The organism is Streptomyces sp. NPDC058008 (genome assembly GCF_042886395.1).
Lineage (GTDB): Bacteria > Actinomycetota > Actinomycetes > Streptomycetales > Streptomycetaceae > Streptomyces.
The window spans coordinates 22,860-49,320 of the sequence record NZ_JBHVQX010000039.1; the positions used below are offsets into that span (position 1 = coordinate 22,860).

Consider the following 26,461-nt stretch of genomic DNA (forward strand, 5'->3'; position numbering starts at 1 on the left):
GGTCCGCGGAGGTGCGGGAGGGCGCGGGCGCACGCCCTCACCTGCTCCGGAGCGGTCCCGTCAGTGGGGCCAGAGCGGCGGGTCCGTGACGAAGTGTCCGCCGAGACGGGCGTGATCGGGATTGCCCGGATCCAGCTCGCCCTGTTCGGCGACGAGCTTGTCCGCGTACTGCTCGGAGTCGTCCTGCGGCTCGTAGCCGAGGGAGCGGGCCGTCGTCAGGTCCCACCAGAGCCGGGTGTTGCCGGAGGATCCGTAGACCACGGTGTGGCCCACGTCCTCGGCGGTGAGCGCCGCGTGGAAGAGGCGCGCCCCGTCGCCGGGGCTCATCCAGACGGACAGCATCCGCACCGACGTCGGCTCCATGAAGCAGGACCCGATGCGCACGGAGACGGTCTCCACGCCGTGCTTGTCCCAGTAGAACTGGGCGAGGTCCTCGCCGAAGGACTTCGACAGGCCGTAGAAGGTGTCGGGGCGGTGGGGGGTGCCGACCGGGATCAGCGGGTCGCCGGCGAGCGGGCGGGGGGTGTAGCCGACCGCGTGGTTGGAGGAGGCGAACACGACGCGCCCCACGCCCTCCTCACGCGCCGCCTCGTAGAGGTTGTACGTGCCCTCGATGTTGGAGCGCAGGATCTTGTCGAACGAGGCCTCCAGGGAGATGCCCGCGAGGTGGATGACCGCGTCGACGCCCCGGACGGCTTCCCGCAGCGCCGCCCGGTCGCCCAGATCGGCGGTGACCGCGTCCGGTTCGCCCTCGATGGGGGTGACGTCGAAGAGCCGGAGGTCGTAGCCGTACGCCGGGAGGAGCCCCCGCATCAGGGTGCCGAGGCCGCCGGCGGCGCCGGTGAGAAGGACGGTACGGGGAGCTGGCATGCGGGGATCTCCTCGGTGCGGGCGCGGGGCGCGGGCGCGGCGTGGACGGGTGCGGTGCGGTGCTGTGTGCGGTCGGACGTACGGACAGCGGGGTACGCGGGGGACGCGGACGTCACGCGACCCGGAGCGGCGCGTCAAATCCACGGACGGCATTCACATGCGTGGACACGCTAAGAATTCGCGGCGACCTCGTCAAGTGTCGCTCGGTTCCGACCGGTTCGCCTCGAGGTCGGGTGTTCGTGTCTTGACCGGCGCCGCGCGGCTGCCTTAGCGTGGCGGCGTTCAGAAATATGGACACCGATCATAATTGTGCACGCCTGAACCTGCTCAGGGAGCGCCCGTGACCTCAGCCCCCCTTGCCGCCCGACTCACCGACGTCGCCGGGCCGCTCTTCTTCCCCGTCACCGCCTACGGGCCGGACGGCGCCGTGGCCCTCGACGCCTTCCGCGCGCACGTGCGCGCGGGCGTCGACGCCGGTGCCGCGGCCGTCTTCGCCTGCTGCGGCACCGGTGAGTTCCACGCGCTGGCCCCGGAGGAGTTCCGGCTCGTCGTGCGGGCGGCCGTCGAGGAGACCGCGGGACAGGTGCCCGTCGTGGCCGGCGCCGGCTACGGAACGGCGCTCGCGGTCCAGTACGCGAAGCTCGCCGAGGAGGCGGGGGCGGACGGCCTCCTCGCCATGCCGCCCTACCTCGTCGTCGCCGGCCAGGAGGGGCTGCTGGCCCACTACACCGCCCTGGCCGCCGCCACCTCGCTGGAGACCATCGTCTACCAGCGGGACAACGCGGTCTTCACCCCCGCGACCGTCGTCGCCCTCGCCCGGACCCCCGGGATCATCGGGCTCAAGGACGGCTGCGGCGACCTCGACCTGATGCAGCGCATCGTCAGCGCCGTACGCACCACGCTGCCCGGCGAGGACTTCCTGTACTTCAACGGGCTGCCCACCGCCGAACTCACCGGCCCCGCCTACCGGGCGATCGGCGTCACGCTCTACTCCTCCGCCGTGTTCGCCTTCGCCCCCGACATCGCCCTGGCCTTCTACCGGGCGCTGGAGTCCGGCGACGACGTCCTGGTCGACGCGCTGCTCGACCACTTCTACCGGCCGCTGGTCGAACTGCGGGCCAAGGGCCACGGCTACGCGGTGTCCCTCGTGAAGGCCGCCGTCCGGCTGGGGGGCCTGGACGTCGGCCCGGTGCGCACCCCGCTCACCGACCCCCCGGCCGCGCACGTCGAGGAGCTCGGCTCGGTCATCGCCGGCGGCCGCGCGCTGCTGGAGAAGTACCGCGCGGGGGAGGCGAAGTGAAGGCCTCCGCGTTCCTGTACCCCTGGGACGTGGTGGGGGACCCGGACGCCGCGGCCCGCCTCGCCGCTCTCGGCGTCCAGCAGGTGACGCTCGCCTCCGCCTACCACTCCACCCGGGCCCTCACCCCGCGCCACCCCGGCCGCCGGATCGTCACCGCCGAACACGCCGCGGTGCTCTACCCGCCCGGCGCGGCGCGCTGGGCCGGGCGCGCGCTGCGCCCCTACGCGCAGTCCTGGGTGGCCGGCGACGACCCCTTCGCGGAAGCGGCCGAGGCGCTGGCCGCCGCGGGCCTCCAGGTGCACTCCTGGGTCGTCCTCGCGCACAACTCCCGCCTGGGCGCCGAGCATCCGGACACCTCCGTGGTCAACGCCTACGGCGACCGCTACCCCTGGGCGCCCTGCATCGCCCGGCCCGACGTCCACGCCTACCTGGTGGACCTGGCGGCCGAGGCGGCCGTACGGCCCGGGACGGCGGGGACCGAGCTGGAGTCGTGCGGGTGGTACGGCTTCGCCCACCTGCACGCCCACGACAAGACCTCCGGGGTCACCCTCGGGGACGCGGCGCAGTACCTGATGTCCCTCTGCTTCTGCGACGACTGCCGGGCCGGATACGCCTCCGTGGGGCTGGACGCCGGGGAACTGCGCGCCGCCGTGCGCCGCGCCCTGGAACCCGCCTGGTCCGGAGCCGGCGCCGGTGAGCGGGGCTGGGCCGCCGTGGAGGCGCTCCTCGGCGCCGGCCTCGCCGACGCCACCCTGCGGTGGCGCGGCCAGGTGGCCGGGCGCCTCCAGGAGGCCGCGGTCGCCGCCGTGCGCGGCGCGGCGGCAGGACCGGACTTCCAGGTCCTGCTGCACGCCGACCCCGCGCCCCACCGCACCGGGGCCAACGCGGGGACGGACCCCGCGCACATCATGGCCACGGCGGACGGCGTCGTACTGCCCTGCACCGGCGGGGACGCGGCCCGCGAGGCGGTGCTCGGGCCGTTCGCCGGACGGCCCGGGGTGCTGGCGGCGAACTTCAACGTGGTGAGCGGCATGGGCGGCAGCCCCGGCACCCTGGAGCGCGACGCCGCGCACGCCGCCTCGCTCGGGGCGGACGAACTGCGGCTCTACCACGCGGGCCTGGCCTCCGGACCCGACCTGGACGCCGTCACGAAGGCGCTCTCCGCCGTCCGCGGCGGCTGATCCGGACCCTCCCGGACGCGGGCCCCCGGCACACCGCCGGGGGCCCGCGCCGCGTGCGCGCGGGCGTCCCCCGCACACGTACGGCGAACTTCTTTTGCCAGAAGCGTTGACGAAACATTCCCACCGCTCTAGCTTCATCGCGTCGTACTTCGTACGTCATATATGAGACGCGATACGCGAGATGCGAGAGCTCTTCACCCATGACCTTTGCGCCTGCCCCGATTCCTTCCAGGACCCAGTACGTGCTGGAGGCGATCAAGCACGCGATCCTCACCGCGCAGCTGAGACCCGGACAGGCGCTCGTGGAGACCGAACTCGCCGCGCAGTTCGGGGTGTCGAAGACGCCCGTGCGCGAGGCGCTGAAGACCCTGGCGGGCACCGGGCTCGTGGTCATGAGCCAGTACAAGGGTGCCACCGTGCGGCTCGTCGACGCGACCATGGCCCGGGAGGTGTACGACGTGCGCCTGCTCCTCGAACCGGAGGCGCTGCGCCGCTCCATCACCCGCAAGGTCTCGCTGGAGGCGGCCCAGGAGGCGCTGGAGCGCGCCGACTCGGCGATCGACAAGGCGGACAGGTCGCTCGCCAACCGGGACTTCCACCGCGCGCTGTACCTGCCCTGCGGCAACCCGCTGCTCGCGCGGATGCTCGACGAGATCCGGGACCAGGCGGCCCTCGTGTCGACCGTGGCCTGGTCGGCGATCCCCTCCTGGGAGCGCGAGGCCGCCGAGCACCGCGAGATCCTGCGGCTCGCCCTCGCCGACGACGCGGCAGCCGCGGCGGCGGCCCTGCACGACCACATCGCATCGTTCGTACGCCGTGCCTTCCCCGACGACGAAGACGGAGGTGACACGGCGTGAACCACCGGCTGGACATGTATCACCAGCACCTCGACGAAAGGCCAGTCCGCATGGACCTCTCCCCGCTGAAGGCGGCCCTCGCAGACGTTGTGGCGATCCCGGTGACCCCGTTCGCCGAGGACGGCGGCATCGACGTCCCGGCGCACCGCGCCCTGCTGCGGAGGCTGCTCGACGGCGGCGTCCGCATCGTCACCCCGAACGGCAACACCGGTGAGTTCTACGCCCTCACCCCCGACGAGCGGCGCACCGTCACCGAGCTGACCATCGAGGAGGCCAAAGGCCGCGCCACCGTCCTGGTGGGCGTCGGCCACGACGTGCCGACCGCCGTGGCCGCCGCCGAGCACGCGAGGGACGCCGGGGCGGAGATGGTGATGGTGCACCAGCCGGTCCACCCCTACGTCTCGCAGGAGGGCTGGATCGACTACCACCGGGCCATCGCCGAGGCGGTCCCCGGGCTCGGGGTCGTCCCCTACGTCCGCAACCCGCTGCTCGCGGGCGAGAGGCTCGCCGAACTCGCCGACAGCTGCCCCAACGTCATCGGCGTGAAGTACGCCGTCCCCGACGCCGCCCGCTTCGGCGCGTTCGCCAGGGACGCAGGCCTGGAGCGGTTCGTGTGGGTCGCCGGGCTCGCCGAGCTCTACGCCCCCTCCTACTTCGCCACCGGCGCCGCCGGCTTCACCTCCGGACTCGTCAACGTCGCCCCCGGCGTCTCCCTCGCCATGCTGGAGGCGCTCCGGGCCGGCGACTACCTCGCCGCGATGAAGGTCTGGGAGCAGATCCGCCGCTTCGAGGAACTGCGCGCCGACGGGCAGTCCGCCAACAACGTGACGGTCGTCAAGGAGGCCCTGGCCTCGCTCGGGCTCTGCCGCCGCGACGTACGCGCACCCAGCCGGGCGCTGCCCGAGGAGCAGCGCGCCGAGGTCGCCGGCCTGGTCGCCGGGTGGTCGATATGACCGGCACCGGCACGGCGGGCCGCCGCATCGCCCCCGAGGAACTGCGCAGCCACCAGTGGTACGGCACGGACGGGCTCCGCACCTTCAGCCACCGCGCCCGCACCCGGCAGCTCGGCTACCTCCCCGAGGAGCACCTGGGCAAGCCCGTCATCGCGATCCTCAACACCTGGTCCGACATCAACCCCTGCCACGTCCACCTGCGCGAGCGCGCGCAGGCGGTCAAGCGGGGCGTCTGGCAGGCGGGCGGCTTCCCGCTGGAGTTCCCGGTCTCCACTCTCTCGGAGACCTTCCAGAAGCCCACCCCGATGCTCTACCGCAACATGCTGGCGATGGAGACGGAGGAGCTGCTGCGTTCCTACCCCGTCGACGGAGCCGTGCTGCTGGGCGGCTGCGACAAGTCGACGCCCGCGCTGCTCATGGGAGCCGCGTCCGTCGACCTGCCGGCCGTCTTCGTGCCCGCCGGGCCGATGCTGCCGGGCCACTGGCGCAACGAGGTCCTGGGCTCCGGCACGGACATGTGGAAGTACTGGGACGACAAGCGGGCCGGCCTCATCGGCGACTGCGAGATGGCCGAGCTGGAGAACGGGCTGGCCCGCTCGCCCGGCCACTGCATGACGATGGGCACCGCCTCGACCCTGACGGCCGCCGCCGAGGCGCTGGGCGTCACGGTGCCGGGCGCCTCCTCCATCCCGGCCGTGGACTCCGGCCACGACCGGATGGCGGCACAGTCCGGGATCCGGATCGTCGAACTGGTGTGGCAGCAGCTGACGTTGTCGCAGATCCTCACCGCCGACGCCTACGAGGACGCGGTCGCCACGGTCCTCGCGCTCGGCGGCTCCACCAACGCCGTCATCCACCTGATCGCGATGGCCGGCCGCTCCGGGGTGAAGCTCACCCTGGACGACTTCGACCGCGTCGCCCGCACCGTGCCCGTCCTCGCCAACCTCCGCCCCGGCGGCCGCTACCTGATGGAGGACTTCCACTTCGCCGGGGGGCTGCCCGGGTTCCTGGCCCGCCTCACCGACGTACTCCACCTGGACCGGCCCACCGTCACGCACACCACGATGCGCGAACAGCTCGACGGGGCGCTCGTGCACGACGCCGACGTCATCAGGGAGCGCGACAACCCGCTGGCGGAGGAGGGCGGCGTGGCGGTCCTCCGCGGCAACCTCTGCCCGGACGGCGCGGTCATCAAGCACATCGCCGCCGAACCGCACCTGCTGCGCCACACCGGTCCCGCCGTCGTCTTCGACGACTACAAGGAGATGCAGCGGACCATCAACGACCCGGCGCTGGCCCTCACCCCGGACCACGTGCTGGTGCTGCGCAACGCCGGCCCCAAGGGCGGACCCGGCATGCCCGAGTACGGCATGCTGCCGATCCCCGACTACCTGCTGAAGCAGGGCGTACGGGACATGGTGCGGCTCTCCGACGCCCGGATGAGCGGCACCAGTTACGGGGCCTGCGTCCTGCACATCGCGCCCGAGTCGTTCGTCGGCGGACCGCTCGCCCTGGTCCGCAGCGGTGACCTGATCACGCTGGACGTCGAGGCGCGCCTCCTCCACCTGGAGGTGTCCGACGAGGAACTGGAGCTCCGCAGAGCCGGGTGGACCGCGCCGCCCGCCCGCTACGGCCGCGGCTACGGGGCCCTCTACCAGGACCAGATCACCCAGGCCGACACCGGCTGCGACTTCACGTTCCTGGCCCGCCAGGGAGAGGTGCCCGACCCGTACGCGGGCTGAGACGGGCGAAGGGAATTCAGCGCGCCGCCCCGTCCGGGATACCGAACGGCATGCGGAAAGCGCTTGCACCATGCACCGGAAGCACGGCACATCCAGCACTTTTCCAGAGATCGGAGACGCGTCATGGCCCAATCCGCAGCCGTGGCCACACCGCCCCCCAAGGGGAAGGCGTCCAAGCGCCGCTCGGCCACCCCCCGCCGCCTGCCGTATCTGCTGATCGCGCCAGCGGGCCTGCTGATGCTGGGCTTCATCGCCTACCCGGTGGTGAGCGTCTTCTACTACAGCCTGCAGAACTACAACGTCACCAAGCCGTGGCGGAACGGCTTCGCGGGCTTCGACAACTTCACCCGGATCTTCACCGAGGACGAGCAGTTCTGGCCGACGCTGGGCTTCAGCGCCCAGTGGGTCCTCACTCAGGTGACCCTTCAGCTCGCCCTCGGCCTGGCCCTCGCCCTGATCGTCAACCAGACCTTCGTCGGCCGCGGCATCTCCCGGGCCATGGTCTTCTCGCCCTGGGCCGTCTCCGGAGTCCTGACCAGCACCATCTGGATCCTGCTCTACAACTCCTCGACCGGCTTCAGCCGCTACCTCGCGGACGCCGGGATCGGTGAGTACGGCACCTCGGTCCTCTCCGACACCGGGACCGTCTTCTGGGCGGCGACCGTCTCCGAACTCTGGCGCGGCGTCCCCTTCTTCGCCATCCTCATCCTCGCCGACCTCCAGTCCGTCTCCAAGGAGCTGTACGAGGCGGCCTCGGTGGACGGCGCCGGCCGGATGCGGCAGTTCTTCCACATCACGCTCCCGCACCTGCGCGACGCGATCATCCTGGCCACCCTGCTGCGCGGGGTCTGGGAGTTCAACAACGTCGACCTGCTCTACACCCTCACCGGCGGCGGACCGGCGGGCGAGACCACCACCCTCCCGCTCTACGTCGCCAACACAGGCATCGAGGGCCACGACTTCGGATACGCCTCCGCGCTCACCACCGTCGCCTTCGTGATCCTCCTCTTCTGCTCGATCGTCTATCTGCGCCTGAGCAAGTTCGGAGGCGAAAACAAGTGACCGCCGCACTCGTGGAGAAGAACGGCGCCCGCACGCCGGGCCCGGCCGGGGGCGACGCCGTCCCGCCGCCCTCCCCGCCCCGCCGCGCCAAGCGCGAGCGTGCCTTCGACGACGTACCGCGCTGGCAGATCTACCTGCCGCTCGGCATCTACCTGCTCTTCACGCTCATCCCGTTCTACTGGATGCTCCTCTTCGCCGTACGGCCCGCCGGGTCCACCTCGCTGGTGCCCTGGCCGATGACGGGGGACCACTTCTCCAAGGTCTGGAACGAGCGCAGCTTCGCCCTCTTCTTCCAGAACAGCATGATCGTCGGCGTCGCGACGCTGATCGCCACCACCCTGGTCGCGCTGGCCGGCGGATACGCCCTGGCCCGCTTCGACTTCAAGATCAAGGGCGCCTTCATGCTGGCGCTGCTCTGCTCGCAGTTCATCCCGGGCGCCCTGATGCTCGTGCCGCTCTTCGAGATCTTCAAGAACCTCCAGATGATCAACTCCCTGGCGAGCGTCGTCATCGCGGAGACCGTCTTCCAGCTCCCCCTGTCGATCATCCTGATCAGCGGATTCATCAAGAACGTGCCGGTCTCCCTGGAGGAGGCCGCCTGGGTGGACGGCTGCTCGCGCTTCAAGGCCTTCTGCGCCGTCGTCCTGCCGCTGCTGCGCCCCGGGCTGATCGCGGTCGGATCGTTCGCCTTCGTCCACAGCTGGAACCACTTCCTGTTCGCGCTGATGTTCCTCAGCGAACAGGACAAGCAGACGATCCCGGTCGGCCTCAACACCCTGATCGGCGCCGACAGCGTCGATCTGGGGGCGCTGGCCGCGGGCGGTGTCATCGCCGCGGTGCCCGTGGTGATCGTCTTCGCCTTCATCCAGAAGTGGCTCATCACCGGCTTCAGCGCCGGCGCCGTGAAGGGATGACGGACATGACCCGCACCCGCCGTCCCGCCACGCAGATCCGCCAGGCCCCAGCGGGGAGGGCCGCCCGATGAGCGCGACCACCCCCCTGCCCGTCGTCCTGGCCGGCGCCCGCGGCCACGGACGCTGGCACCTCGCCAACATCCGCCGGCTCCAGCACCAGGGCCTGGTCAGGCTGGCCGGGGTCTGCGAGCTGAACCCGCTGACCGACGCCGAACTCGACGTGTTCGCCGGGGAGATGCCGGAGCAGTCCTCGGACTTCGGGGCCCTGCTGGACTCCACCGGGGCGCGCGCCGCCGTCATCTGCACCCCCATCCCCACGCACACCACGCTGGCCCTGACCGCGGCGGCCCGGGGCGTCCACCTGCTCCTGGAGAAGCCGCCCGCCGCGACCTGGGCCGACTACACCCGCATGGCCGACGGGGTGCGGGAGGCGGGCGTCGCCTGCCAGATCGGCTTCCAGTCCTTCGGCTCGCACGCCGTGGCGGCCGTCAAGGACCTCGTACGCTCCGGCGCGATCGGCACCGTGCGGGGTGTCGGCGCCGCCGGCGCCTGGGTCCGTGACGACGCCTACTTCCGGCGGGCGCCGTGGGCCGGGCGCCGCAGGATGAACGGCACCGACGTGGTCGACGGGGTGCTCACCAACCCCCTGGCGCACGCCGTGGCCACGGCGCTCGAACTCGCGGACCGGGGAACGGCCGAGGACGTGGCGTCCATCGAGACCGAGCTCTTCCGGGCCCACGACATCGAGTCCGACGACACCAGCTGCGTCCGGGTCACCACCACCGGGGGGCTCCCGGTGACCGTCGCGGTCACCCTCTGCGCGGAGGAGGCCGGCGAGCCCTACGTCGTCGTCCACGGCGACCGGGGCCGCGTCACCTTCTGGTACAAGCAGGACCGCGTCCTGGTCCAGCGCGCCGGACACGGCCCCGAGGAGGCCGTGCACGGCCGGACCGACCTCCTGGAGAACCTGGTCGACCACCTGGAGCACGGCACCGCGCTCCTCGTGCCGCCGGAGCGCACGGGCGCGTTCATGCGGGTCCTCGAAGCCGTACGCACCGCACCCGAGCCCACCGCGCTGCCCGCCACCGCCTGGTACGCCCGGCCCGTCGACGGGTCGGACGGCGTACGGCGCGTCGTGCGGGGCATCGACGGCACCGTCGCCACCGCCGCGGACACCCTCACCCTCTTCTCCGAACTCGGCGCCTCCTGGGCGCGCCCCAGCGAGGTGAGCACACCATGACCACCGCACTCCTCAGCTGCGCCGGACGCCCCGTCGGCCGCTACGGCTACGGGCCGGATTCCGACAGCCGGCCCTATCTGCACCCCGTCACCACGCTCGCCGGCACCCCCGTCACCGAGGAACGCCCCGCCGACCACATCCACCACCTGGGCGCCTCCGTCGCGGTGCCCGACGTGGCCGGGCACAACTTCTGGGGCGGACGCACCTTCGTCCGCGGCCAGGGCCCCACCGCGCTCGACAACCACGGGACGCAGCGCCACCTCGGCTGGAAGCTGCGCGACCCGGACGGATTCGTGGAGGAGCTGAGCTGGGAGGCCGGCGGCACCGAGCTGCTGCGTGAGCACCGCACCGTCGCCGTCGCCGGCCTCTCCGGCACCGCCTGGGCGCTGGACTTCTCCTTCTCCCTCACCAACCGCGGCGGCGCGGACCTCTCCATCGGCAGCCCCGCCACCAACGGCCGCCCCGGCGCCGGATACGGCGGCTTCTTCTGGCGCGCGCCCAAGGAGGCGGCGCCGCCCGCCGTGTTCAGCGGGACGCTCGACGGCGAGGAGGCCGTGCACGGCAGGGCCGCCGACTGGCTGGCCCTCGCCGGGGACGGCTGGACCCTCGTCTTCGCCGGAGCGACCGAGGAGACCCGGCGCGACCCGTGGTTCGTACGGACCGCCGAGTACCCGGGGGTCGGCTCGTCGCTGGCCGCGGACCGCAGGCTCCCCGTCCCCGCCGGGGCCACGGTCGTGCGCCGGATCGTCACCGTCGTCGCCGACGGGCGCCTCGGCCGGGACGCCGCGGCCGCCCACGTCCGCAGGGCGGTCGCCGCGTGACGCTGCCCTGGACGGCCGACCTCGGGGACGGCACCTACCGCAACCCGGTCCTGAACGCCGACTGGTCCGACCCGGACGTCCTGCGCGTCGGCGACGACCACTACCTCACCGCCTCCAGCTTCGGCCGCGCCCCCGGACTGCCCCTGCTGCACTCCCGCGACCTCGTCAACTGGACCCTCGTCGGGCACGCGCTCGACCGCCTCGCACCGGAAGCCGACTTCGGGGTGCCGCGTCACGACCGCGGGGTGTGGGCGCCCTCGCTGCGCCACCACGCCGGACGCTTCTGGATCTTCTGGGGGGACCCCGACCACGGCATCCAGCAGATCAACGCCGAGGACATCCGGGGCCCCTGGAGCACCCCGCACCTCCTCAAGGCGGGCAAGGGCCTGATCGACGCCTGCCCCCTGTGGGACGAGGAGACCGGCGAGGCCTACCTGGTGCACGCCTGGGCCAAGTCCCGCTCCGGCGTCAAGAACCGGCTCACCGGCCACCGGATGAGCCCCGACGGGCGCGAACTCCTCGACGAGGGCACCACACTCGTGGACGCCGACACGATCCCGGGCTGGTTCACCCTGGAGGGCCCCAAGCTCTACCGCCACGACGGCTGGTTCTGGATCTTCGCCCCGGCCGGGGGAGTGGAGACCGGCTGGCAGGGCGCCTTCCGCTCCCGGACGTTCGCCGGCCCCTACGAGGAGCGGGTCGTCCTCGCCCAGGGCCGCACCGACGTCAACGGCCCGCACCAGGGCGGCTGGGTCCGTACCGCCGCGGGGGAGGACTGGTTCCTGCACTTCCAGGCCCGCGGCGCCCACGGCCGCGTCGTGCACCTCCAGCCGATGCGCTGGGACGGGGACGGCTGGCCGGTCATCGGCGACGAGGGCGAACCCGTCCTGACGCACCGCCGCCCGCGGGCCCCGGAGCAGACCGTCGGGGCCCCGGCCTCCAGCGACGACTTCCCCGGCGGGCGCCACGGCCGGCAGTGGCAGTGGACCGCCAACCCGCGCACCGGCTGGACGGTCCGGCACGCGGGCGACGGGCTGCGCCTCAGCTGCGTACGGACCGCGTACGCGCACGACCTGCGCGCCCTGCCCAACGTCCTGGTGCAGCGGCTTCCCGCCGAGGAGTTCACCGTCGAGACCGGCATCACGCTGGACACCGGCGAACCGGGGGCCAAGGCCGGGCTCGCCGTGCTCGGGGACGCCTTCTCCTGGATCGGCCTGGAGGCCGGGGACGACGGCGAGGCCAGGCTCGTCCACCGGTACGCCGAATCCGTCGCCGAGCACGAACGGGACGCCGCGCACCCCCGCCCCGCACCCGGCGCCTCCGTACGCGTGCGGATCGAGGTCACCCGCGGCGCCCGCTGCCGCTTCTCCGCCGACACCGGCGACGGGTCCGGCTTCCTGGCCTCCGGCCAGGTCTTCGCCGCCGCCCCCTGGCGGTGGGTCGGCGCGCTGCTGGGCCTCTTCGCCACCGCCCCGGCCGGTGACGGGCCGTCAGGAACAGCCGGTTTCACCGCTTTCCGCACCACCGGACGAGCTCGCACCCCCTGACCCCGCACCGCTCACCTGGGAGCCGCAATGACGCACCTCCGTACCGAGCGCACCAGAGCGAGAACGCTGTTCACGGCCTTCACCCCGCCCACCGCCACCCCCGGGCACCACGGCGGCGCCTCCCCGGGGAGCACCACGGGCCGTACCGACGCCCGGGGGAGCGCGTACGGACCGCGGGGCGTCCGCGCCTGCCCGCCGGAGCCCGTCACCCGGGACGCCCCGCACCGCGCACACCACTGACCTCCCCCCACGTACGCGTACCGATCCGAGAGAGAAGAGCCGACATGAACATCTCGAAGACGCTCCGGGGGCGTGCCGCGGCAGCGGTGTCCCTCACCGCGGTCCTGGCGCTCACCGCCACCGCCTGCGGTGACGACGGCAGCAGTTCGGGCACGGAGGGCAGCGGAAAGGGCGAGATCACCTTCTGGGACAACAACGGCGGTCCGCGCACCGCCGTCTGGACCGAGATCATCAAGGACTTCCAGAAGGAGAACCCTGACATCAAGGTCAAGTACGTCCCGATCCCGATCGCCGACGTGCAGTCCAAGTACGACACGGCCATCGCCGGCGGAGGCCTGCCCGACGTGGGCGGTGTCGGCACCGCGTACCTGGCCAACATGGTGTCCCAGGAGGCGCTGGAGCCGGTCAGCGGCCGGCTGGAGAAGTCGCCGCTGAAGGACAAGCTCGTCGGGAGCATGGTCGCCAGCGTCAGATCCGCGGCCGGCCGGGGCGACGACCTGTACACCGTGCCGACCTCGGCCAACAACGGCGCGCTCTGGTACCGCACCGACCTGTTCGAGCAGGCCGGGCTGGAGGCGCCCACCACCTGGCCGAAGTTCTACGAGGCCGCGGACAAGCTCACCGACGCGAAGAACAACAAGTTCGGCTACACCATCCGCGGCGGCGCGGGCTCCATCGCGCAGGCCCTGGACGCCGTCTACGGCCAGACCGGCATCACCGAGTTCTGGGACGGCGAGAAGACGACCCTGAACGCCCCCGAGAACGTCGCGGCCCTGGAGAAGTACGCCGCCCTCTTCAAGAGGACGACGCCGGCCGCCGACGTCAACAACGACTTCACCAAGATGGTCGCCCAGTGGGACACCGGCACCATCGGGATGCTCAGCCACAACCTCGGCTCCTACCAGGACCACCTGAAGGCCCTGGGCGAGGGCAAGTTCGCCGGGATACCCGCCCCCATCGGGGAGGGCGGCAAGCGCGTCCAGGTCTCCAACCCCGTCGACGGCCTCGGCCTCTTCCGGTCCAGCAAGAACAAGAACGCGGCCTGGAAGTTCATCGAGTTCGCGGCCTCCCACGAGTCGAACAGCAAGTGGAACGAGTCCGCGGGCGCCATCCCGGCCAACACCGAGGCGGCCGGGGACCCGTGGATCTCCGAGTCCGAGCCGACCGCGCTCGCCGCCAAGGCGCTCACCGACGGCTCCACCGAGATCGTCGACCTCCCGTACTACCTGCCCGACTGGAACAACATCAGCAAGGCCGACAACGAGCCCGAGTTCCAGAAGCTGCTCCTCGGCAAGGTCACGGCCAAGGCGTTCCTCGACAAGATCGCCGACGAGCTGAACGCCGCCCAGAAGGAGTGGAAGGAACTGGGCAACGGCTGATCCGGCCGTCCTCACGGCCGGCACCCCGGTGACCGGGGGGCCGGCGGCGGTCCGGGTCGCACCCCGCCGCCGGCCTCCCTCCCCGCCCCACCCCACGTGTGCCATCCGATGTCATCCGAGAGAGGCAGTCATCCTGTGTCACTCACCCGCAGACGGACGGCGGCCGCGCTCCTCGCGCTGCCCGTAGCCCTCAGCGCCACCCCCGCACTCGCGCACGGCGGCGGGGGCCGGCCCCGGACCCTGCACATCGCGGGCGACTCCACGGCGGCCCCGAAACACGCCGACGCCGCGCCCGAGACCGGCTGGGGCATGGCCCTGCCCTTCTTCCTCGGCCGCGCGCTCGGCGTCGCCAACCACGCGGTGAACGGGCGGAGTTCCAGGAGCTTCGTCGACGAGGGCCGCCTCGCCGCCCTCCTGGACGGGGTCCGCCCCGGCGATCTCGTCCTCGTCCAGTTCGGGCACAACGACGAGAAGACCGAGGACCCCGCCCGCGGCACCGACCCGTACACCACCTACCAGGAATACCTGGGCCGGTACGTCGACGGCGCCCGCGCCCGGCGCGCGGAGCCCGTGCTGATCACCCCGGTCGAGCGCCGCCGCTTCGCCGCGGACGGCACCGCCAGGCCCACGCACGGCGAGTACCCCGCCGCGATGCGCGCCCTGGCGTCGCGGGAGGGCGTGCCCCTGCTCGACGTCCAGGCGCTCTCCCTCGCCCGCTGGCAGGAACTCGGCCCCGACGGGACCGAGGCCTGCTTCAACTGGCTGGAGCCCGGCCAGTCGCCGAACTACCCCGACGGCAAGCAGGACAACACCCACTTCAGGCCCGAGGGCGCCGTCGAGGTGGCCCGGATGACCGCCCGCGCCCTGCTGGACACGCGCACGCTCGCCCCGCGCGACCTGCGCCGCCTCGACGAGCCGGTACCCGGGTCGTGGATCACCTGGCCGCAGGCCTGATCCCTCCGTCCGCCCCGGGCACCGCCCTCACCGCTCCACCCGCTGATTTCCGAGCATGTCCGCGTACGACAGTTAAGGAATCGCCATGCCCGCACGCATGAGACACGTCCGCGCCCTCGCCGTGGCCACCGGCTGCGCCTCACTGGCCCTCGCCGTGAGCCTCCCCGCCCAGGCCGCCCCCCGCCCGGACCGGGGGACCGAGCGCGCCGTGCTCCCCCAGGGCGACGGCTGGGCCGCCGCCGAGGGCTCCACCACGGGCGGGTCCCGGGCCACCGCGGACCACGTCTACACCGTGTCCAACCGCGCCGAGCTCATCGCCGCGTTCAGGGACGCGGGCGACGCGCCGAAGATCGTCCGGATCGCCGGGACCGTCCACGGCAACTCCGACGCCGCGGGCACCCCGATCGGCTGCGAGGCCTACCAGCAGGACGGCTACACCCTGGACAAGTACCTCGCCGCCTACGACCCGGCGGTCTGGGGCACCGACGAGGTCCCGTCGGGCCCGCTGGAGGACGCCCGCGTCGCGTCCGCGAAGCAGCAGGCGGCCGCGGTCAACGTGAACGTCCCCTCCAACACCACGATCATCGGCGTCGGCAAGGACGCCACGATCGTCGGCGCCAGCCTCCAGGTGAAGAACGTCTCCAACGTCATCGTCCGCAACCTCACCTTCGAGGACACCTACGACTGCTTCCCCCAGTGGGACCCCACCGACGGTGACAAGGGCGCCTGGAACTCCGAGTACGACAACCTCGTCGTCTACGGCTCCAGCCACGTCTGGGTCGACCACAACACCTTCAGCGACGGCGACCGCCCCGACGCCGACCAGCCGTCCTACTTCGGCCAGATCTTCCAGCAGCACGACGGACTCTTCGACATCGTGCGCGGCGCCGACCTCGTCACCGTGTCCTGGAACATCCTCAAGGACCACGACAAGACCATGCTCATCGGCAACAGCGACGGCGCCGGGGCGAGCGACCGGGGCAAGCTCCGCGTGACACTGCACCACAACCTCTTCAAGGAAGTGAAGGAGCGCGCCCCCCGCGTCCGCTTCGGCCAGGTCGACTCCTACAACAACCACTTCGTCGCCACCGAGGGCGCCGCCTACGGCTACACCTACGGCATCGGCGCCGAGTCACGGCTCGTCGCGGAGCACAACGCCTTCACCCTGCCCGCCGGCCTCGACAAGGCCACCATCCTGAAGAAGTGGTCCGAGTCCTCCCTCACCGCGGGGGACAACTACGTCAACGGGCGCAAGACCGACCTGATCGCCGTCCACAACGCGGGCGTCCCCGCCGAGCACCTCACCGAGGGCGCCGGCTGGACCCCGGTGCTGCGCCCCCGCACCGACAGCCCGCGCGCCGTCCCCGCGCTGGTGGACCGCCAGGCGGGAGCGGGCAGGATGCCCGGCTGCTGAGCACCACCCCGAACCGGCCGGAGCGGCACCGCACGCTCTCCACCACCCCGGAGAGCGCCGCTCCGGCCACCCCACCCCCGCAGAGGAGTTACCGCCATGCCCAGCAGACGCAGTGCGCTGACCCTGTTCGCGGGTGCGGGCGCCGCCCTCGCCCTCGGCGCACCCGCCGCCCACGCCAGGCCCGCGCACGACCGCCCCTTCGGCCGGTACGGATCCCCGTCCCGGCGGCTCGACCCGCTCACGCTCTACGTCGACCCGCACGGCAGGGGCGACCACACCGACGTGCGGTCCGCCGTGGCCGCAGCCTCCGGCACCGGCCGCACCCTGGTGCTCGCCCCCGGCACCTACCGCGGCCCGGTCCTCGTCACCGCGGCGCAGACCGGGCTCACCCTGATCGGGGCGAGCGGCGGGCCCCGGGACACCGTCCTCGTGCACGACAACGCGGCCGGCACCCCCAGGCCCGACGGCTCCGGCCCCTACGGCACGAGCGGATCGGCCACCGTCACCGTCCAGGCCGCGGGCTTCACCGCCCGCGACGTGACCTTCGCCAACGACTGGCTGCGCGCGGACCACCCGGAGTACACCGGTACCCAGGCCGTCGCCATCAAGGTGCAGGGCGACCGCTCGGCGTTCCACCGCTGCCGGTTCCTCGGCCACCAGGACACCCTGTACGCCGATTCCCCCGCGCTCACCTCCCTCGCCCGCCAGTACTACCGGGACTGCTACGTGGAGGGCGACGTCGACTTCGTCTTCGGCCGCGCCGCCGCCGTCTACGACCGCTGCCACTTCCACACCCTGACGCGCACGGACCTCGCCTCGGCGCCGTACGGCTTCGTCTTCGCGCCCAGTACCGCCGGGGGCGCCCCGCACGGCTACCTGGTCCTGCGCTCCCGGGTCACCAGCGCCGCGCCCGACGGGTACTACAAGCTGGCCCGCCCCTGGGTGCCCTCCTCCGACCTCACCGCGCACCCGATGCTGACCGTCCGCGACAGCCACCTCGGCGCGGGCGTCGACGCGGCCGAGCCGTACGCCACGATGTCCGCGGGCTTCCCCTGGCAGGACCAGCGCTTCGCCGAGTACCGCAACACCGGTCCCGGCGCGCGCGTCACCGTCCCCGGGAACCGTCCGCAGCTGACCGCGTCCCAGGCCCGCGCGCACACACCGGCCGAATGGCTGGGCGACTGGCGCCCCTTCGCGTGAACACCCGGGCCGTCCCGGGCATCGAGGGGCTCGACCTGGACCGCCGGGTACCCGTCCGGCAGGAGTACCGCGACCACGTCACGGAACACGGCTCCAGCACCGGACCTCCGGACCGGTGACACGCTCACCATCCGTCAGCCGCTCCACGCGGCGCTGCTCCCTCCGGCGCGGAAGCCGCCCTGGCGCTCGCCGACACCTTCGGCACCGGCGCGGAGCGGACCGCCTCGGTCATCGGGCAGGTGAACGACAAGGCCGACGAACTCCACCTCGACAAGACCGAGTTCGAGTCCTTCGACGGGTGGGGGCGATGTCGGCACCCCGTCCGAACCGGCGGAGCCGGCCCGGTACGCGACTGCACCTGGACCGGCACGAGCCAGCTCCTCGGCTCGTAGGAGGGTGTCGCCGGCATCAGGACCGGCACGACCGCACCGGCGGGCGGCTGCCTGGTGTTCTCGGCCACCCGCGGCGGCACGACGTACATCGGCACGGTGCTGAACAGCACCGACCGGTACGCCGACGCCGCGCGGATGCTGGACCGCGGCATCGGTCCGGGCGAGGCCGAGGGGCGCAGCGCGACCGGCCGGGGCGCGGCGGGCATGACGCGGGGGCGCGGACACACCGGTGTCCGCGCCCCCGCACCGTCACCGCCTAGTCGTAGCTGAGGTCCGACGCGGCGTAACGGCAGTACGTCCCGTCCGGACCGCTGCCGGTCTCGGTCGGCTCGGCGCCGGTGCTGTTGCCGGTGTAGCGGACGCACGGCTTGATCTTCTTGCTGCTGTCACCGTGGATCCGTACCAGGCGCAGGGCGGCGGTGTCCCCGTAGTTGGTGTTGATCCCGACCAGGGCCTTGCCCGGCGCCGTGACGTCGACGTCGTTCACGATGATCTCGCGCTTGTACTGCTTGGAGCAGTTGCCGCAGGACCGGACGAGCTTGCCGAAGTCGGAGACCTGGAACTTCGTCACGACCAGCTTGCCCGCGCCGTTGAACTGGAAGACCTTGTCGGAGGCCTTCTTCGCGCCGCCGCCGTACACGGTGTAGACCGAGCCGGACGACGTGCCCTTGAAGGACGCGGCGTCCTCGCCGACGTCCTCCCACCAGACGTTCTGGATCGTGCAGCTGCCGGAGCAGTGGACGCCGTCGGCGGCGGGCGAGCCCAGGATGACGTTCTTCAGCGTCGCCCCGTCGGCCAGCTTGAAGATCGGGTCCTGGCCCTCCTCCTGGCCGCCCCCGCCGAGGTCGCCGGTCCCGTAGAAGCGCTTCAGCGACCCGTCGTACGTCCCCGAGACGCTGATGGTCTTCGAGACGGCCTGGCTCCCGGTGGCACTGGGCCAGGCGGGCACCGCGGCCGTCGCCGCGCCCGCGGGCTGGAGCGTGGCGCCGGAGGCGAGGGCGGCGGCGGTGAGGGCCAGGGCCGTGGTCAGTGCGGCGGCCATGCGGCGCCCGCCCGGCCCGCGCCGGTGGGTGTGCGCTCGTCGGCTCATGTCGTGGATTCCGTTTCCTAGGGGGTGGGGGTGTGTCGCGCTCATGGGTCGTCACCGCCCCGGAAAGGGTTGCCGGGTTCCCGGTCCGATTTCCCGCCGCCGCGCACTCCGCCCGCCGCCGCACGCGCCGTGCGGTCAGTGCGTCTCCGCGAAGTCCCCGCCCACCGAGATCTGTTCGCCGCCGGCCAGGGCACGCGCCGTGTAGTCGTCCCGCCCCGTGTCGCGGGTGCCCTCCGCGTGGTCGTACTGCCCCGCGAAGGTGTGCGTCCCGGCCGGCACGCTCCGCCCCGGCTTCAGGACCCACCGGTAGACCAGGAAGCCGTCCTCCTCGCGCGCCGCGACCGCGAAGTCCCCCTCCGGCAGCGAGCGCCAGGAACCGGTGGTGTTCACCCCGCCGTTGAGGGCGACACGGAGTTCGACGGTCAGCCCGGACAGCGGCCGGGACGTCTTGAGCGTGACCTCGCTCTGCGCCCAGTAGCTGTTGCCGGCCGGGTCCAGCGAACCGTCCGACCACAGCGGGCCCTTCCCGGCGGGCAGCGCACCGCCCCGGCCGGAGGCCGGCGCGGCGGGCCCCGGCGACGCGGGCCCCGCGGCCACCCGCTGCCCGCCCTCCGGCGCCTCCCGGCCGGCCGACGTGACCGCGAACGCCCCCGCCGTCAGCACCCCGCACACCGCCACGGTCGCACCGGCGACGCGCAGCCACGGCATGGGGGCGCGCGGGGCGCGGGCGGGCCGGGCCGGGGGCTCCTCCGCCATGCCGCGCTCGATCCGCGCCAGCATCCGCGCCCGGTCGGGGCGGTGCGAAGCGGCGGCCGTGCGCAGCCGCTCCCGCAGGTGCTCGTCCATCACTGCCTTCCTCCGGTGCGCTGCCCGGCCACCGCGACCTGTACCCGGGCCGCCGGGGCCTCGGGTCCGAGCAGCCGCTGGAGTTCCGCCACACCGCGCGAGGTCTGGCTCTTCACCGTACCCACCGAGATGCCCAGCACCAGAGCGGTGTCCCGCTCGGACAGGTCGAAGGCGTGCCGCAGCACCACGCACGCGCGCTTGCGGAACGGCAGCCTGCGCAGGGCCTCCTGGACGTCCACCACGGCCGACACGTCGGGCCCGTCCGCCGCGTAGCCGTCGCCGGTCCCCCGGGGAGCCCAGAACAGCGCGACCCTGCGCCGCTCGCGCACCGCGCTGCGGATGCGCGTACGGGCCAGGTTGGCGACGACCCCCCTGGCGTACGCCGCGGGGTGTTCGGCGTCCCTCACCCGGTCCCAGCGGTGCCAGAGCGCCATGAGGGCGTCGGCGGCCAGGTCGTCCGCCGCGTCGGCCTCGCCCGTCAGCAGGTGCGCGAGCCGGGCGAGTTCGGCGTAGTGCGCCTCGAAGAACGCACGGAACTCGGCGGCAGCGGCGTCATCCACGACTGTGCCCACGGGTACCTCTCCTCTGCACCGGATCCCTGCGCGCTCCACGGACTGTGTACGTTCCCAGTGCCGTTCGCGGGGCGAGAGCGTACCAACGCCGTCCCGGAAGCGCTTCGACGCGTGCGCCTCCCAGTAAGGCGTAACACGGCGAAAACCTGAAGCCCCCTGCGCCGGGTGAACGGCGCGGTGGCGCGACCGGACCGGCGGGCCGCGCAAGACGTAACACGGCGAAAACCCGAAACCCCCGTGGCCGGTGAACAATCCGGCTGACCGCCGCGTGATCCGTACCCCTGGAGGAGTGCCGTGCCGGACAGACCTGATCCCACCGTGCCCGCGAGCAGGACCGACGACGCGAAGGCGCCCGGACTCGCGGACCCCGCCGCGCCGCTGCCCGGGGCGCCCGCCGCGGCCGGGCCGGGAGGCGCCGTCGACCGCTACTTCTCGATCAGCGCCCGCGGCTCCGACTTCGGACGTGAGATACGCGGCGGCTTCGCCACCTTCTTCACGATGGCCTACATCCTGGTGCTCAACCCGGTCATCCTCGGATCGGCCGAGGACAAGTTCGGCAACCACCTCTCGGGCCCCCAGCTCGCCACCGCCACCGCCCTGGTCGCCGCGGTGATGACCGTCCTCATGGGGCTCGGCGGCAACCTCCCGCTCGCCCTCGCCGCCGGTCTCGGCCTCAACGCCGTCGCCGCCTTCCAGCTCGCGCCCCTGATGAGCTGGCCCGACGCGATGGGCCTCATCGTCATCGAGGGCCTGCTGATCTGCGTCCTGGTGGTCACCGGCCTCCGCGAGGCGCTCATGCACGCGATCCCGGCGTCCCTCAAGCAGGCCATCAGCGTCGGCATCGGCCTCTTCATCGCCTTCATCGGCTTCGTCGACGCCGGATTCGTCTCCCGCATCCCCGGGGACACCGGCTCCGTCCCCGTCCAGCTCGGCGCCACCGGACACCTCTCCGGCTGGCCGGTCCTGGTCTTCTGCCTCGGCGTGCTGCTCACCGTCGCGCTGCTCGCCCGCAGGACGAAGGGCGCCATCCTCATCAGCATCGTGGTGACCACCGCCGTCGCGGTGGTCATCGACGCGGTCGCCGACATCGCCCCCGCCGCCTGGGGCCTGACCGTGCCCGCCGTGCCCGACGACCTGCTCGCGGCACCGGACTTCGGGCTGATCGGCTCCTTCAGCCTCTTCGGGGCGTTCCAGCACGTGGGTGTCCTCACCCTCGTGCTGCTGGTCTTCACCCTGCTGCTCAGCGACTTCTTCGACACCATGGGCACCGTCGTGGGCGTCTCCCACGAGGCCGGACTCCTCGACGAGGACGGCAAGGTGCCGCACCTGGGCCGGGTCCTGCTCATCGACGGCGCGGCGGCCGTCGCGGGCGGCGCGGCCTCCGCGTCCTCCGCCACGTCCTACGTCGAGTCCACCGCGGGGGTCGGCGAAGGCGCCCGTACCGGCTTCGCCTCCCTCGTCACCGGTGGCCTCTTCGCGGTCGCGCTCTTCCTCACCCCGCTGTCCACGATCGTCCCCGCGCAGGCGGCGGCGCCCGCCCTGGTCGCGGTCGGCTTCATGCTCATGGCCCAGGTGCGGCACATCGACTGGGAGAAGTACGAGATCGCGATCCCGGCCTTCCTCACGATCGCCGTGATGCCGTTCACCTACTCGATCACCAACGGCATCGGCGCGGGCTTCGTCGCCTACGTGGTGCTCAGGGCCGTCCTCGGCAAGGCCAGGGAGGTCCACCCGCTGCTGTGGGCCACCGCGGCCCTGTTCACGGTGTACTTCGCCATCGACCCGGTCGAGCAGCTGCTCGGCGTGAAGTAGGCGCCCGGCCCCCGGCCACGGCGCGGCCCCTTCACCCGCCCCCCCCCGCCACCGCCCCGGTGGGGGGGGGGGCCCCGGGCCCGCTCAGCGCTTCAGCGCCGCCGTCATCATCTTCTGCGCGATCGGCGCGGCCAGGCCGTTGCCGCTGACCTCGGAGCGGGCCGCCCCGGAGTCCTCGACGACCACCGCGACGGCGACCTGCTTGCCGGTGGAGTCGTCCTTCGCGTACGAGGTGAACCAGGCGTACGGGGTGTTGCTGTTGTCCACGCCGTTCTGCGCGGTGCCCGTCTTGCCGCCCACCTCGGCGCCGTCGATCCTCGCGTTGCTCCCGGTCCCCTTCTCCACCACGGTGACCATCGCGCTCCGCAGCTGCTCGGCCGTCGACTCCTTCACGACCCGCCGGGTGTCACCGTCCGGGAACTCCTGGAGCGTGGAGCCGTCGGCGTCCGTCACCCGGGAGACCATGTGCGGCGAGGCCAGCTCACCGCCGTTGGCGAGGGCCGAGGAGACCATCGCCATCTGCATCGGGGTCGCGGTCACCTCGAACTGGCCGATGCCGGTCAGCGCGGTCTGCGCCTGGTCCATCCCGGTCGGGTACACGCTCTGCGAGGCCCGGACCGGCACGTCGAGCTTCTCCGTGTCGAAGCCGAAGGCGTCCGCCATGGCCTTCAGCTTGTCCTGGCCGAGGTCGGCCGCCACCTTCGCGAAGACGTTGTTGCACGAGTACCGGAGCGCGGTCCGCAGGGTGGCGTTCTCGCACGGCGCCGACGGGTTCTCGTTCGACAGGACCGTGCTCGTGTTCGGCAGGGTGTACGGGTCGGGGCTGTCGGTGGGCTCGTCGACCGAGCCGTACAGGCCGTTCTCCAGCGCCGCCGCGGCCACCACCAGCTTGAACGTCGAGCCGGGCGGCAGCGGCTGCCGCAGTGCCCGGTTGACCAGCGGCTTGCTCGCGTCGTCGAGCAGCTTCTGCCAGGCGTCGCCGTCCGTCGTCCCGCTGATGTCGGAGGGGTCGTAGGAGGGCGAGGAGACCATCCCCAGGATGCGCCCGGTCTCCGGGTCCATCGCGACCGCCGCGCCCCGGTCGTCCCCGAGCGCCTCGAAGGCGGCCTTCTGCACGTCCGGGTCGATGGTCGTCAGCACGTCGCCGGGGTCCGTCTGCTTGCCGGTGAGCACGTCGGCGGGATTCTTCAGCCGGTCGTCGGTGCCGTCGAGGACGTGGCTGTAGATGCCCTCCAGCTGTGTGGCGCCGTAGGCCTGCGAGCTGTAGCCGGTGACCGCCGCGTACAGATCGCCCTGGGTGTAGGTGCGTTTGTAGCGGAGGTCGTCGCCGTCCGTCTCCTTCGAACCGGTGACCGGCGAACCGGCCACGATGATGTCACCGAGCGGCTGCGCGTACTGCGCGATCGTGTTCCGCCGGTTGTGTTCGTCGTCTGCGAGCGCCCGTGCCTCGTACCCCTGCACCCAGGTCGCCCGCACCAGCAGGGCGAGCACCATGAGCAGACAGAAGACCGAAGCGCGCCTGATCGTCTTGTTCATCCCGCTGGAGGGACGAACGGGGGCGCCGGGGACGTTCCCGTCCGTGTTCCTTCTCACCGAGTTCTCAGGCGCGCGGGGCGGCCCGCCGGGGGCTCAGAGCCTGCGGGTCGCGAGGGTGAGCCGGTCGCGGGCGTCGAACAGGGCGTCCTTGACCATCTGCTCGTGCGCCGGCGTGAGCCGGGCCACCGGCACCGAGCAGCTGATCGCGTCGCGCGACGGGGTGCGGTACGGGATCGCGACGCCGAAGCAGCGCAGCCCCAGGGTGTTCTCCTCGCGGTCCACCGCGTACCCCTGCTCGCGGATGACGTGCAGCTCCTCGATCAGCTTCTCGCGGTCGGTGAGGGTGTGCTCCGTCAGGGCGGGCAGCGTCTCGGGCAGCATCGCGCGGACCTGCTCGTCGCTGTGGGTGGCCAGCAGCGCCTTGCCGAGCGAGGTGGAGTGCGCGGGGAGCCGGCGGCCGACGCGGGTGAACGGGCGCAGGTAGTGCTGGGACTGCCGGGTCGCGAGGTACACCACGTTCGTCCCGTCGAGCCGGGCCAGGTGGATCGTCTCCGTCGTGTCGTCGGAGAGCCGGTCCAGGGTGGGCCGGGCGACGGCGACGGCCTCGTCCCCGTCGATGTACGAGGTGCCGACGAGCAGGGCCCGTACGCCGATCCCGTACCGCGTGCCCGTGGCGTCGGTCTCCACCCAGCCGAGCTCCACCAGGGTGCGCAGCAGCATGTAGAGGCTGGACTTGGGGTAGCCGACGGCCTCCTGCACGGCGGCCAGCGAGTGCATACCGGGTCGCCCCGCGAAGTACTCGAGGAGTTCCACCGTCCGTACGGCGGATTTGACCTGTGCCCCACCGGATTCGCCTACCGACATGCCTGATGTCCCTTCCAGCCCGCTTGCACGGCCCTGTGACTTCTTGCCAACACTGAGCGCCCGGAAATAGAGTTCCCGTGTATTCACGATCAGGAACGCTGTTCAGAATACCGAACAACTTCTCCTGTGTGGCAGTGGACCGGAAGGAAACACGGTGGCAGCAGCACCAGTCTGGAGCGTCGACCCCCGGACGGGGAACCCGCGTGAGCAGGTTGCGGTGGAGGCTACAGCGGAGGAGGTCGACCGTGCGGTCCGGGCGGCGCACGCCGCTCGTGGAGCGCTGGCCGACCGCACCGTGCGCGCCGCGTTCCTGCGCACCGCGGCCGACCTCCTCTCCGAGGCCCAGGAGCACGTCATCGAGGCGGCCGACGCCGAGACCGCACTCGGCCCCGCCCGGCTCACCGGCGAACTCGCCCGCACCGCAGCACAGTTGAGGGCCTTCGCGGAGGTCGTCGACGAGGGTGCCTTCCTCGACGTCCACATCGACCACGAGGACGGCAGCCGGACCCCGCCCTGGCCGGACCTGCGCCGCTACAAGATCCCGCTCGGCGTCGTGGCCGTCTACGCGGCCAGCAACTTCCCGCTCGCCTTCTCCGTCCCCGGCGGTGACACCGCGAGCGCGCTCGCGGCCGGCTGCCCGGTCGTCGTCAAGGCGCACCCCGACCACCCCGCGACCTCGGAGATCTGCGCCTCGCTCCTGCGCAGGGCCGCCGCGCGGCACGGGCTGCCCGAGGACGTCCTGACCGTGGTCCACGGCTTCGACGCGGGTGTCGAGCTGGTCCGCCACCCGCTCGTCTCCGCGGCCGGTTTCACCGGCTCGATCCGCGGCGGGCGCGCGCTGTTCGACGCCGCCGCCGCCCGGCCCGCGCCGATCCCCTTCCACGGAGAGCTCGGTTCGCTCAACCCCGTCGTCGTCACCGAGGCGGCCGCCGCCGAACGCGCCGAGCAGATCGGTGCCGGACTCGGCGGCTCGATGACCATGGGCGCCGGGCAGTTCTGCACCAAGCCCGGTTTCGTCCTCGCCCCCTCCGGCGAGGCCGGCGACCAGTTGCTGAAGTCCCTGACCGAGACGGTCAGCGGCACGGCCGCCGGGGTCATGCTCGACCACCGGATGCGCGACGCCTTCGTGCACGGCGTCGCCGAACGGGCCGCGCTCCCGGACGTCGAGGCCCCGGTCACCCCGGGCGCCGGAGGCGAACACACCGTCTCCGCCGGCTTCCTCACCGTGCCCGCCCGCCGGCTGGCCCAGGAGGGGCCGCACGACGCGCTCCTGGAGGAGTGCTTCGGGCCGGTCACCGTCATCGCCCGCTACGACTCGGCCGACGAGATCACCGCCGTGCTGTCGCGTCTGCCGGGCAACCTCACCGCCACCCTCCAGATCGCCACGGAGGAGGCCGACGGCAGCGCCGCCGACCTGCTGGCCGCGCTCACCCCGGTGGCCGGACGCGTCCTGGTCAACGGCTGGCCGACCGGTGTCGCCGTCGCTCCCGCCCAGCACCACGGCGGCCCCTACCCGGCCACCACCTCCACCTCCACCTCGGTCGGCGCCACCGCGATCGAGCGCTGGCTGCGCCCCGTCAGCTACCAGTCGACGCCCGAGGCGCTGCTGCCCCCGGAGCTCCGCGAGGACAACCCGCAGGGCCTCCCGCGACGCGTGGACGGGCGGCGGGCATGA

Annotated in this window: 26 protein-coding genes; 20 read left to right on the forward strand and 6 right to left on the reverse strand. The window is 72.6% G+C overall.

Features of this window, described 5'->3' with window-relative positions; genetic code table 11:
* Positions 1 to 60: 60 nt before the first annotated feature.
* Positions 61 to 870 carry an NAD-dependent epimerase/dehydratase family protein gene (locus ACFVS9_RS29905; RefSeq protein ID WP_389937359.1) on the reverse strand — a complete coding sequence of 270 codons (810 nt, stop codon included), beginning with the start codon at positions 868 to 870 and terminating at the stop codon, positions 61 to 63.
* Between the two features lie 340 nt (positions 871 to 1,210).
* On the opposite strand from ACFVS9_RS29905, the gene ACFVS9_RS29910 reads away from it, so the two are divergent.
* From ACFVS9_RS29910 to ACFVS9_RS29995, 18 genes are all read left to right on the forward strand, one after another.
* Positions 1,211 to 2,170, forward strand: coding sequence for a 5-dehydro-4-deoxyglucarate dehydratase (locus tag ACFVS9_RS29910; protein ID WP_383116166.1), 960 nt, complete (start codon positions 1,211 to 1,213; stop codon positions 2,168 to 2,170).
* The gene (locus ACFVS9_RS29915; RefSeq protein WP_389937362.1) at positions 2,167 to 3,351 is read left to right on the forward strand and encodes a hypothetical protein; all 1,185 of its coding nucleotides are present in this window, start codon (positions 2,167 to 2,169) and stop codon (positions 3,349 to 3,351) included. Before ACFVS9_RS29910 ends, ACFVS9_RS29915 begins: the two co-directional genes overlap by 4 nt.
* A gap of 200 nt (positions 3,352 to 3,551) precedes the next feature.
* Positions 3,552 to 4,208, forward strand: coding sequence for a GntR family transcriptional regulator (locus ACFVS9_RS29920; RefSeq protein WP_383116164.1), 657 nt, complete (start codon positions 3,552 to 3,554; stop codon positions 4,206 to 4,208).
* Positions 4,209 to 4,258: 50 nt separating this feature from the next.
* Entirely contained in the window at positions 4,259 to 5,161 is a 903-nt protein-coding gene (locus tag ACFVS9_RS29925) for a dihydrodipicolinate synthase family protein (RefSeq protein WP_383116169.1), read from the forward strand.
* Complete coding sequence (gene araD / locus ACFVS9_RS29930) at positions 5,158 to 6,903, forward strand: L-arabinonate dehydratase (protein ID WP_383116163.1); 1,746 nt, start codon at positions 5,158 to 5,160, stop codon at positions 6,901 to 6,903. The genes ACFVS9_RS29925 and araD overlap by 4 nt, the downstream gene beginning before the upstream one ends.
* A gap of 123 nt (positions 6,904 to 7,026) precedes the next feature.
* Positions 7,027 to 7,965, forward strand: coding sequence for a carbohydrate ABC transporter permease (locus tag ACFVS9_RS29935; protein WP_383116162.1), 939 nt, complete (start codon positions 7,027 to 7,029; stop codon positions 7,963 to 7,965).
* A complete protein-coding gene (locus ACFVS9_RS29940) occupies positions 7,962 to 8,879 on the forward strand; it encodes a carbohydrate ABC transporter permease (RefSeq protein ID WP_389937367.1) in 918 nt (305 codons plus the stop codon). Before ACFVS9_RS29935 ends, ACFVS9_RS29940 begins: the two co-directional genes overlap by 4 nt.
* A 67-nt stretch (positions 8,880 to 8,946) precedes the next feature.
* Positions 8,947 to 10,119 carry a Gfo/Idh/MocA family protein gene (locus ACFVS9_RS29945; protein WP_383116160.1) on the forward strand — a complete coding sequence of 391 codons (1,173 nt, stop codon included), beginning with the start codon at positions 8,947 to 8,949 and terminating at the stop codon, positions 10,117 to 10,119.
* Entirely contained in the window at positions 10,116 to 10,940 is an 825-nt protein-coding gene (locus ACFVS9_RS29950; protein ID WP_383116159.1) for a PmoA family protein, read from the forward strand. Before ACFVS9_RS29945 ends, ACFVS9_RS29950 begins: the two co-directional genes overlap by 4 nt.
* Positions 10,937 to 12,487: a family 43 glycosylhydrolase gene (locus tag ACFVS9_RS29955; RefSeq protein WP_389937371.1), complete on the forward strand. Its 1,551-nt coding sequence runs from the start codon at positions 10,937 to 10,939 to the stop codon at positions 12,485 to 12,487. Before ACFVS9_RS29950 ends, ACFVS9_RS29955 begins: the two co-directional genes overlap by 4 nt.
* Before the next feature lie 27 nt (positions 12,488 to 12,514).
* The gene (locus tag ACFVS9_RS29960; RefSeq protein WP_389937374.1) at positions 12,515 to 12,727 is read left to right on the forward strand and encodes a hypothetical protein; all 213 of its coding nucleotides are present in this window, start codon (positions 12,515 to 12,517) and stop codon (positions 12,725 to 12,727) included.
* A gap of 44 nt (positions 12,728 to 12,771) precedes the next feature.
* The gene (locus tag ACFVS9_RS29965; protein ID WP_383116156.1) at positions 12,772 to 14,106 is read left to right on the forward strand and encodes an ABC transporter substrate-binding protein; all 1,335 of its coding nucleotides are present in this window, start codon (positions 12,772 to 12,774) and stop codon (positions 14,104 to 14,106) included.
* A gap of 135 nt (positions 14,107 to 14,241) precedes the next feature.
* On the forward strand, positions 14,242 to 15,060 hold the full coding sequence (locus tag ACFVS9_RS29970; RefSeq protein WP_389937377.1) for a rhamnogalacturonan acetylesterase: 819 nt from the start codon (positions 14,242 to 14,244) through the stop codon (positions 15,058 to 15,060).
* An 85-nt stretch (positions 15,061 to 15,145) separates the two neighbouring features.
* Complete coding sequence (locus ACFVS9_RS29975) at positions 15,146 to 16,474, forward strand: polysaccharide lyase family 1 protein (protein WP_389937380.1); 1,329 nt, start codon at positions 15,146 to 15,148, stop codon at positions 16,472 to 16,474.
* A gap of 96 nt (positions 16,475 to 16,570) precedes the next feature.
* Positions 16,571 to 17,674, forward strand: a complete 1,104-nt coding sequence (locus ACFVS9_RS29980; RefSeq protein ID WP_389937383.1) for a pectinesterase family protein — start codon at positions 16,571 to 16,573, stop codon at positions 17,672 to 17,674.
* Positions 17,671 to 17,793, forward strand: coding sequence for a hypothetical protein (locus ACFVS9_RS29985; protein ID WP_389937386.1), 123 nt, complete (start codon positions 17,671 to 17,673; stop codon positions 17,791 to 17,793). The genes ACFVS9_RS29980 and ACFVS9_RS29985 overlap by 4 nt, the downstream gene beginning before the upstream one ends.
* Before the next feature lie 120 nt (positions 17,794 to 17,913).
* Positions 17,914 to 18,066, forward strand: coding sequence for a hypothetical protein (locus tag ACFVS9_RS29990; RefSeq protein WP_389937389.1), 153 nt, complete (start codon positions 17,914 to 17,916; stop codon positions 18,064 to 18,066).
* 54 nt (positions 18,067 to 18,120) lie between these two features.
* Positions 18,121 to 18,336 carry a hypothetical protein gene (locus ACFVS9_RS29995; RefSeq protein WP_389937391.1) on the forward strand — a complete coding sequence of 72 codons (216 nt, stop codon included), beginning with the start codon at positions 18,121 to 18,123 and terminating at the stop codon, positions 18,334 to 18,336.
* Here the strand turns inward: ACFVS9_RS29995 and ACFVS9_RS30000 are convergent.
* The 3 genes from ACFVS9_RS30000 to ACFVS9_RS30010 form a co-directional block, all read right to left on the reverse strand.
* Positions 18,323 to 19,156 carry a pectate lyase gene (locus ACFVS9_RS30000; protein WP_383116152.1) on the reverse strand — a complete coding sequence of 278 codons (834 nt, stop codon included), beginning with the start codon at positions 19,154 to 19,156 and terminating at the stop codon, positions 18,323 to 18,325. The genes ACFVS9_RS29995 and ACFVS9_RS30000 overlap by 14 nt on opposite strands.
* Before the next feature lie 135 nt (positions 19,157 to 19,291).
* Positions 19,292 to 20,002 carry a hypothetical protein gene (locus tag ACFVS9_RS30005; RefSeq protein WP_389937394.1) on the reverse strand — a complete coding sequence of 237 codons (711 nt, stop codon included), beginning with the start codon at positions 20,000 to 20,002 and terminating at the stop codon, positions 19,292 to 19,294.
* On the reverse strand, positions 20,002 to 20,574 hold the full coding sequence (locus ACFVS9_RS30010; protein WP_383116150.1) for a SigE family RNA polymerase sigma factor: 573 nt from the start codon (positions 20,572 to 20,574) through the stop codon (positions 20,002 to 20,004). The genes ACFVS9_RS30005 and ACFVS9_RS30010 overlap by 1 nt, the downstream gene beginning before the upstream one ends.
* Positions 20,575 to 20,868: 294 nt before the next feature.
* Between ACFVS9_RS30010 and ACFVS9_RS30015 the strand changes: the two genes are divergently transcribed.
* Positions 20,869 to 22,386 carry an NCS2 family permease gene (locus ACFVS9_RS30015; RefSeq protein WP_389937397.1) on the forward strand — a complete coding sequence of 506 codons (1,518 nt, stop codon included), beginning with the start codon at positions 20,869 to 20,871 and terminating at the stop codon, positions 22,384 to 22,386.
* An 84-nt stretch (positions 22,387 to 22,470) separates the two neighbouring features.
* Here the strand turns inward: ACFVS9_RS30015 and ACFVS9_RS30020 are convergent, their stop codons facing one another.
* Both ACFVS9_RS30020 and ACFVS9_RS30025 read right to left on the reverse strand, forming a co-directional pair.
* Positions 22,471 to 23,922 carry a peptidoglycan D,D-transpeptidase FtsI family protein gene (locus ACFVS9_RS30020; protein ID WP_389937400.1) on the reverse strand — a complete coding sequence of 484 codons (1,452 nt, stop codon included), beginning with the start codon at positions 23,920 to 23,922 and terminating at the stop codon, positions 22,471 to 22,473.
* 93 nt (positions 23,923 to 24,015) lie between these two features.
* A complete protein-coding gene (locus ACFVS9_RS30025) occupies positions 24,016 to 24,786 on the reverse strand; it encodes an IclR family transcriptional regulator (protein ID WP_383116147.1) in 771 nt (256 codons plus the stop codon).
* 154 nt (positions 24,787 to 24,940) lie between these two features.
* Between ACFVS9_RS30025 and ACFVS9_RS30030 the strand changes: the two genes are divergently transcribed.
* Positions 24,941 to 26,461, forward strand: a complete 1,521-nt coding sequence (locus ACFVS9_RS30030) for an aldehyde dehydrogenase (NADP(+)) (RefSeq protein WP_383116146.1) — start codon at positions 24,941 to 24,943, stop codon at positions 26,459 to 26,461.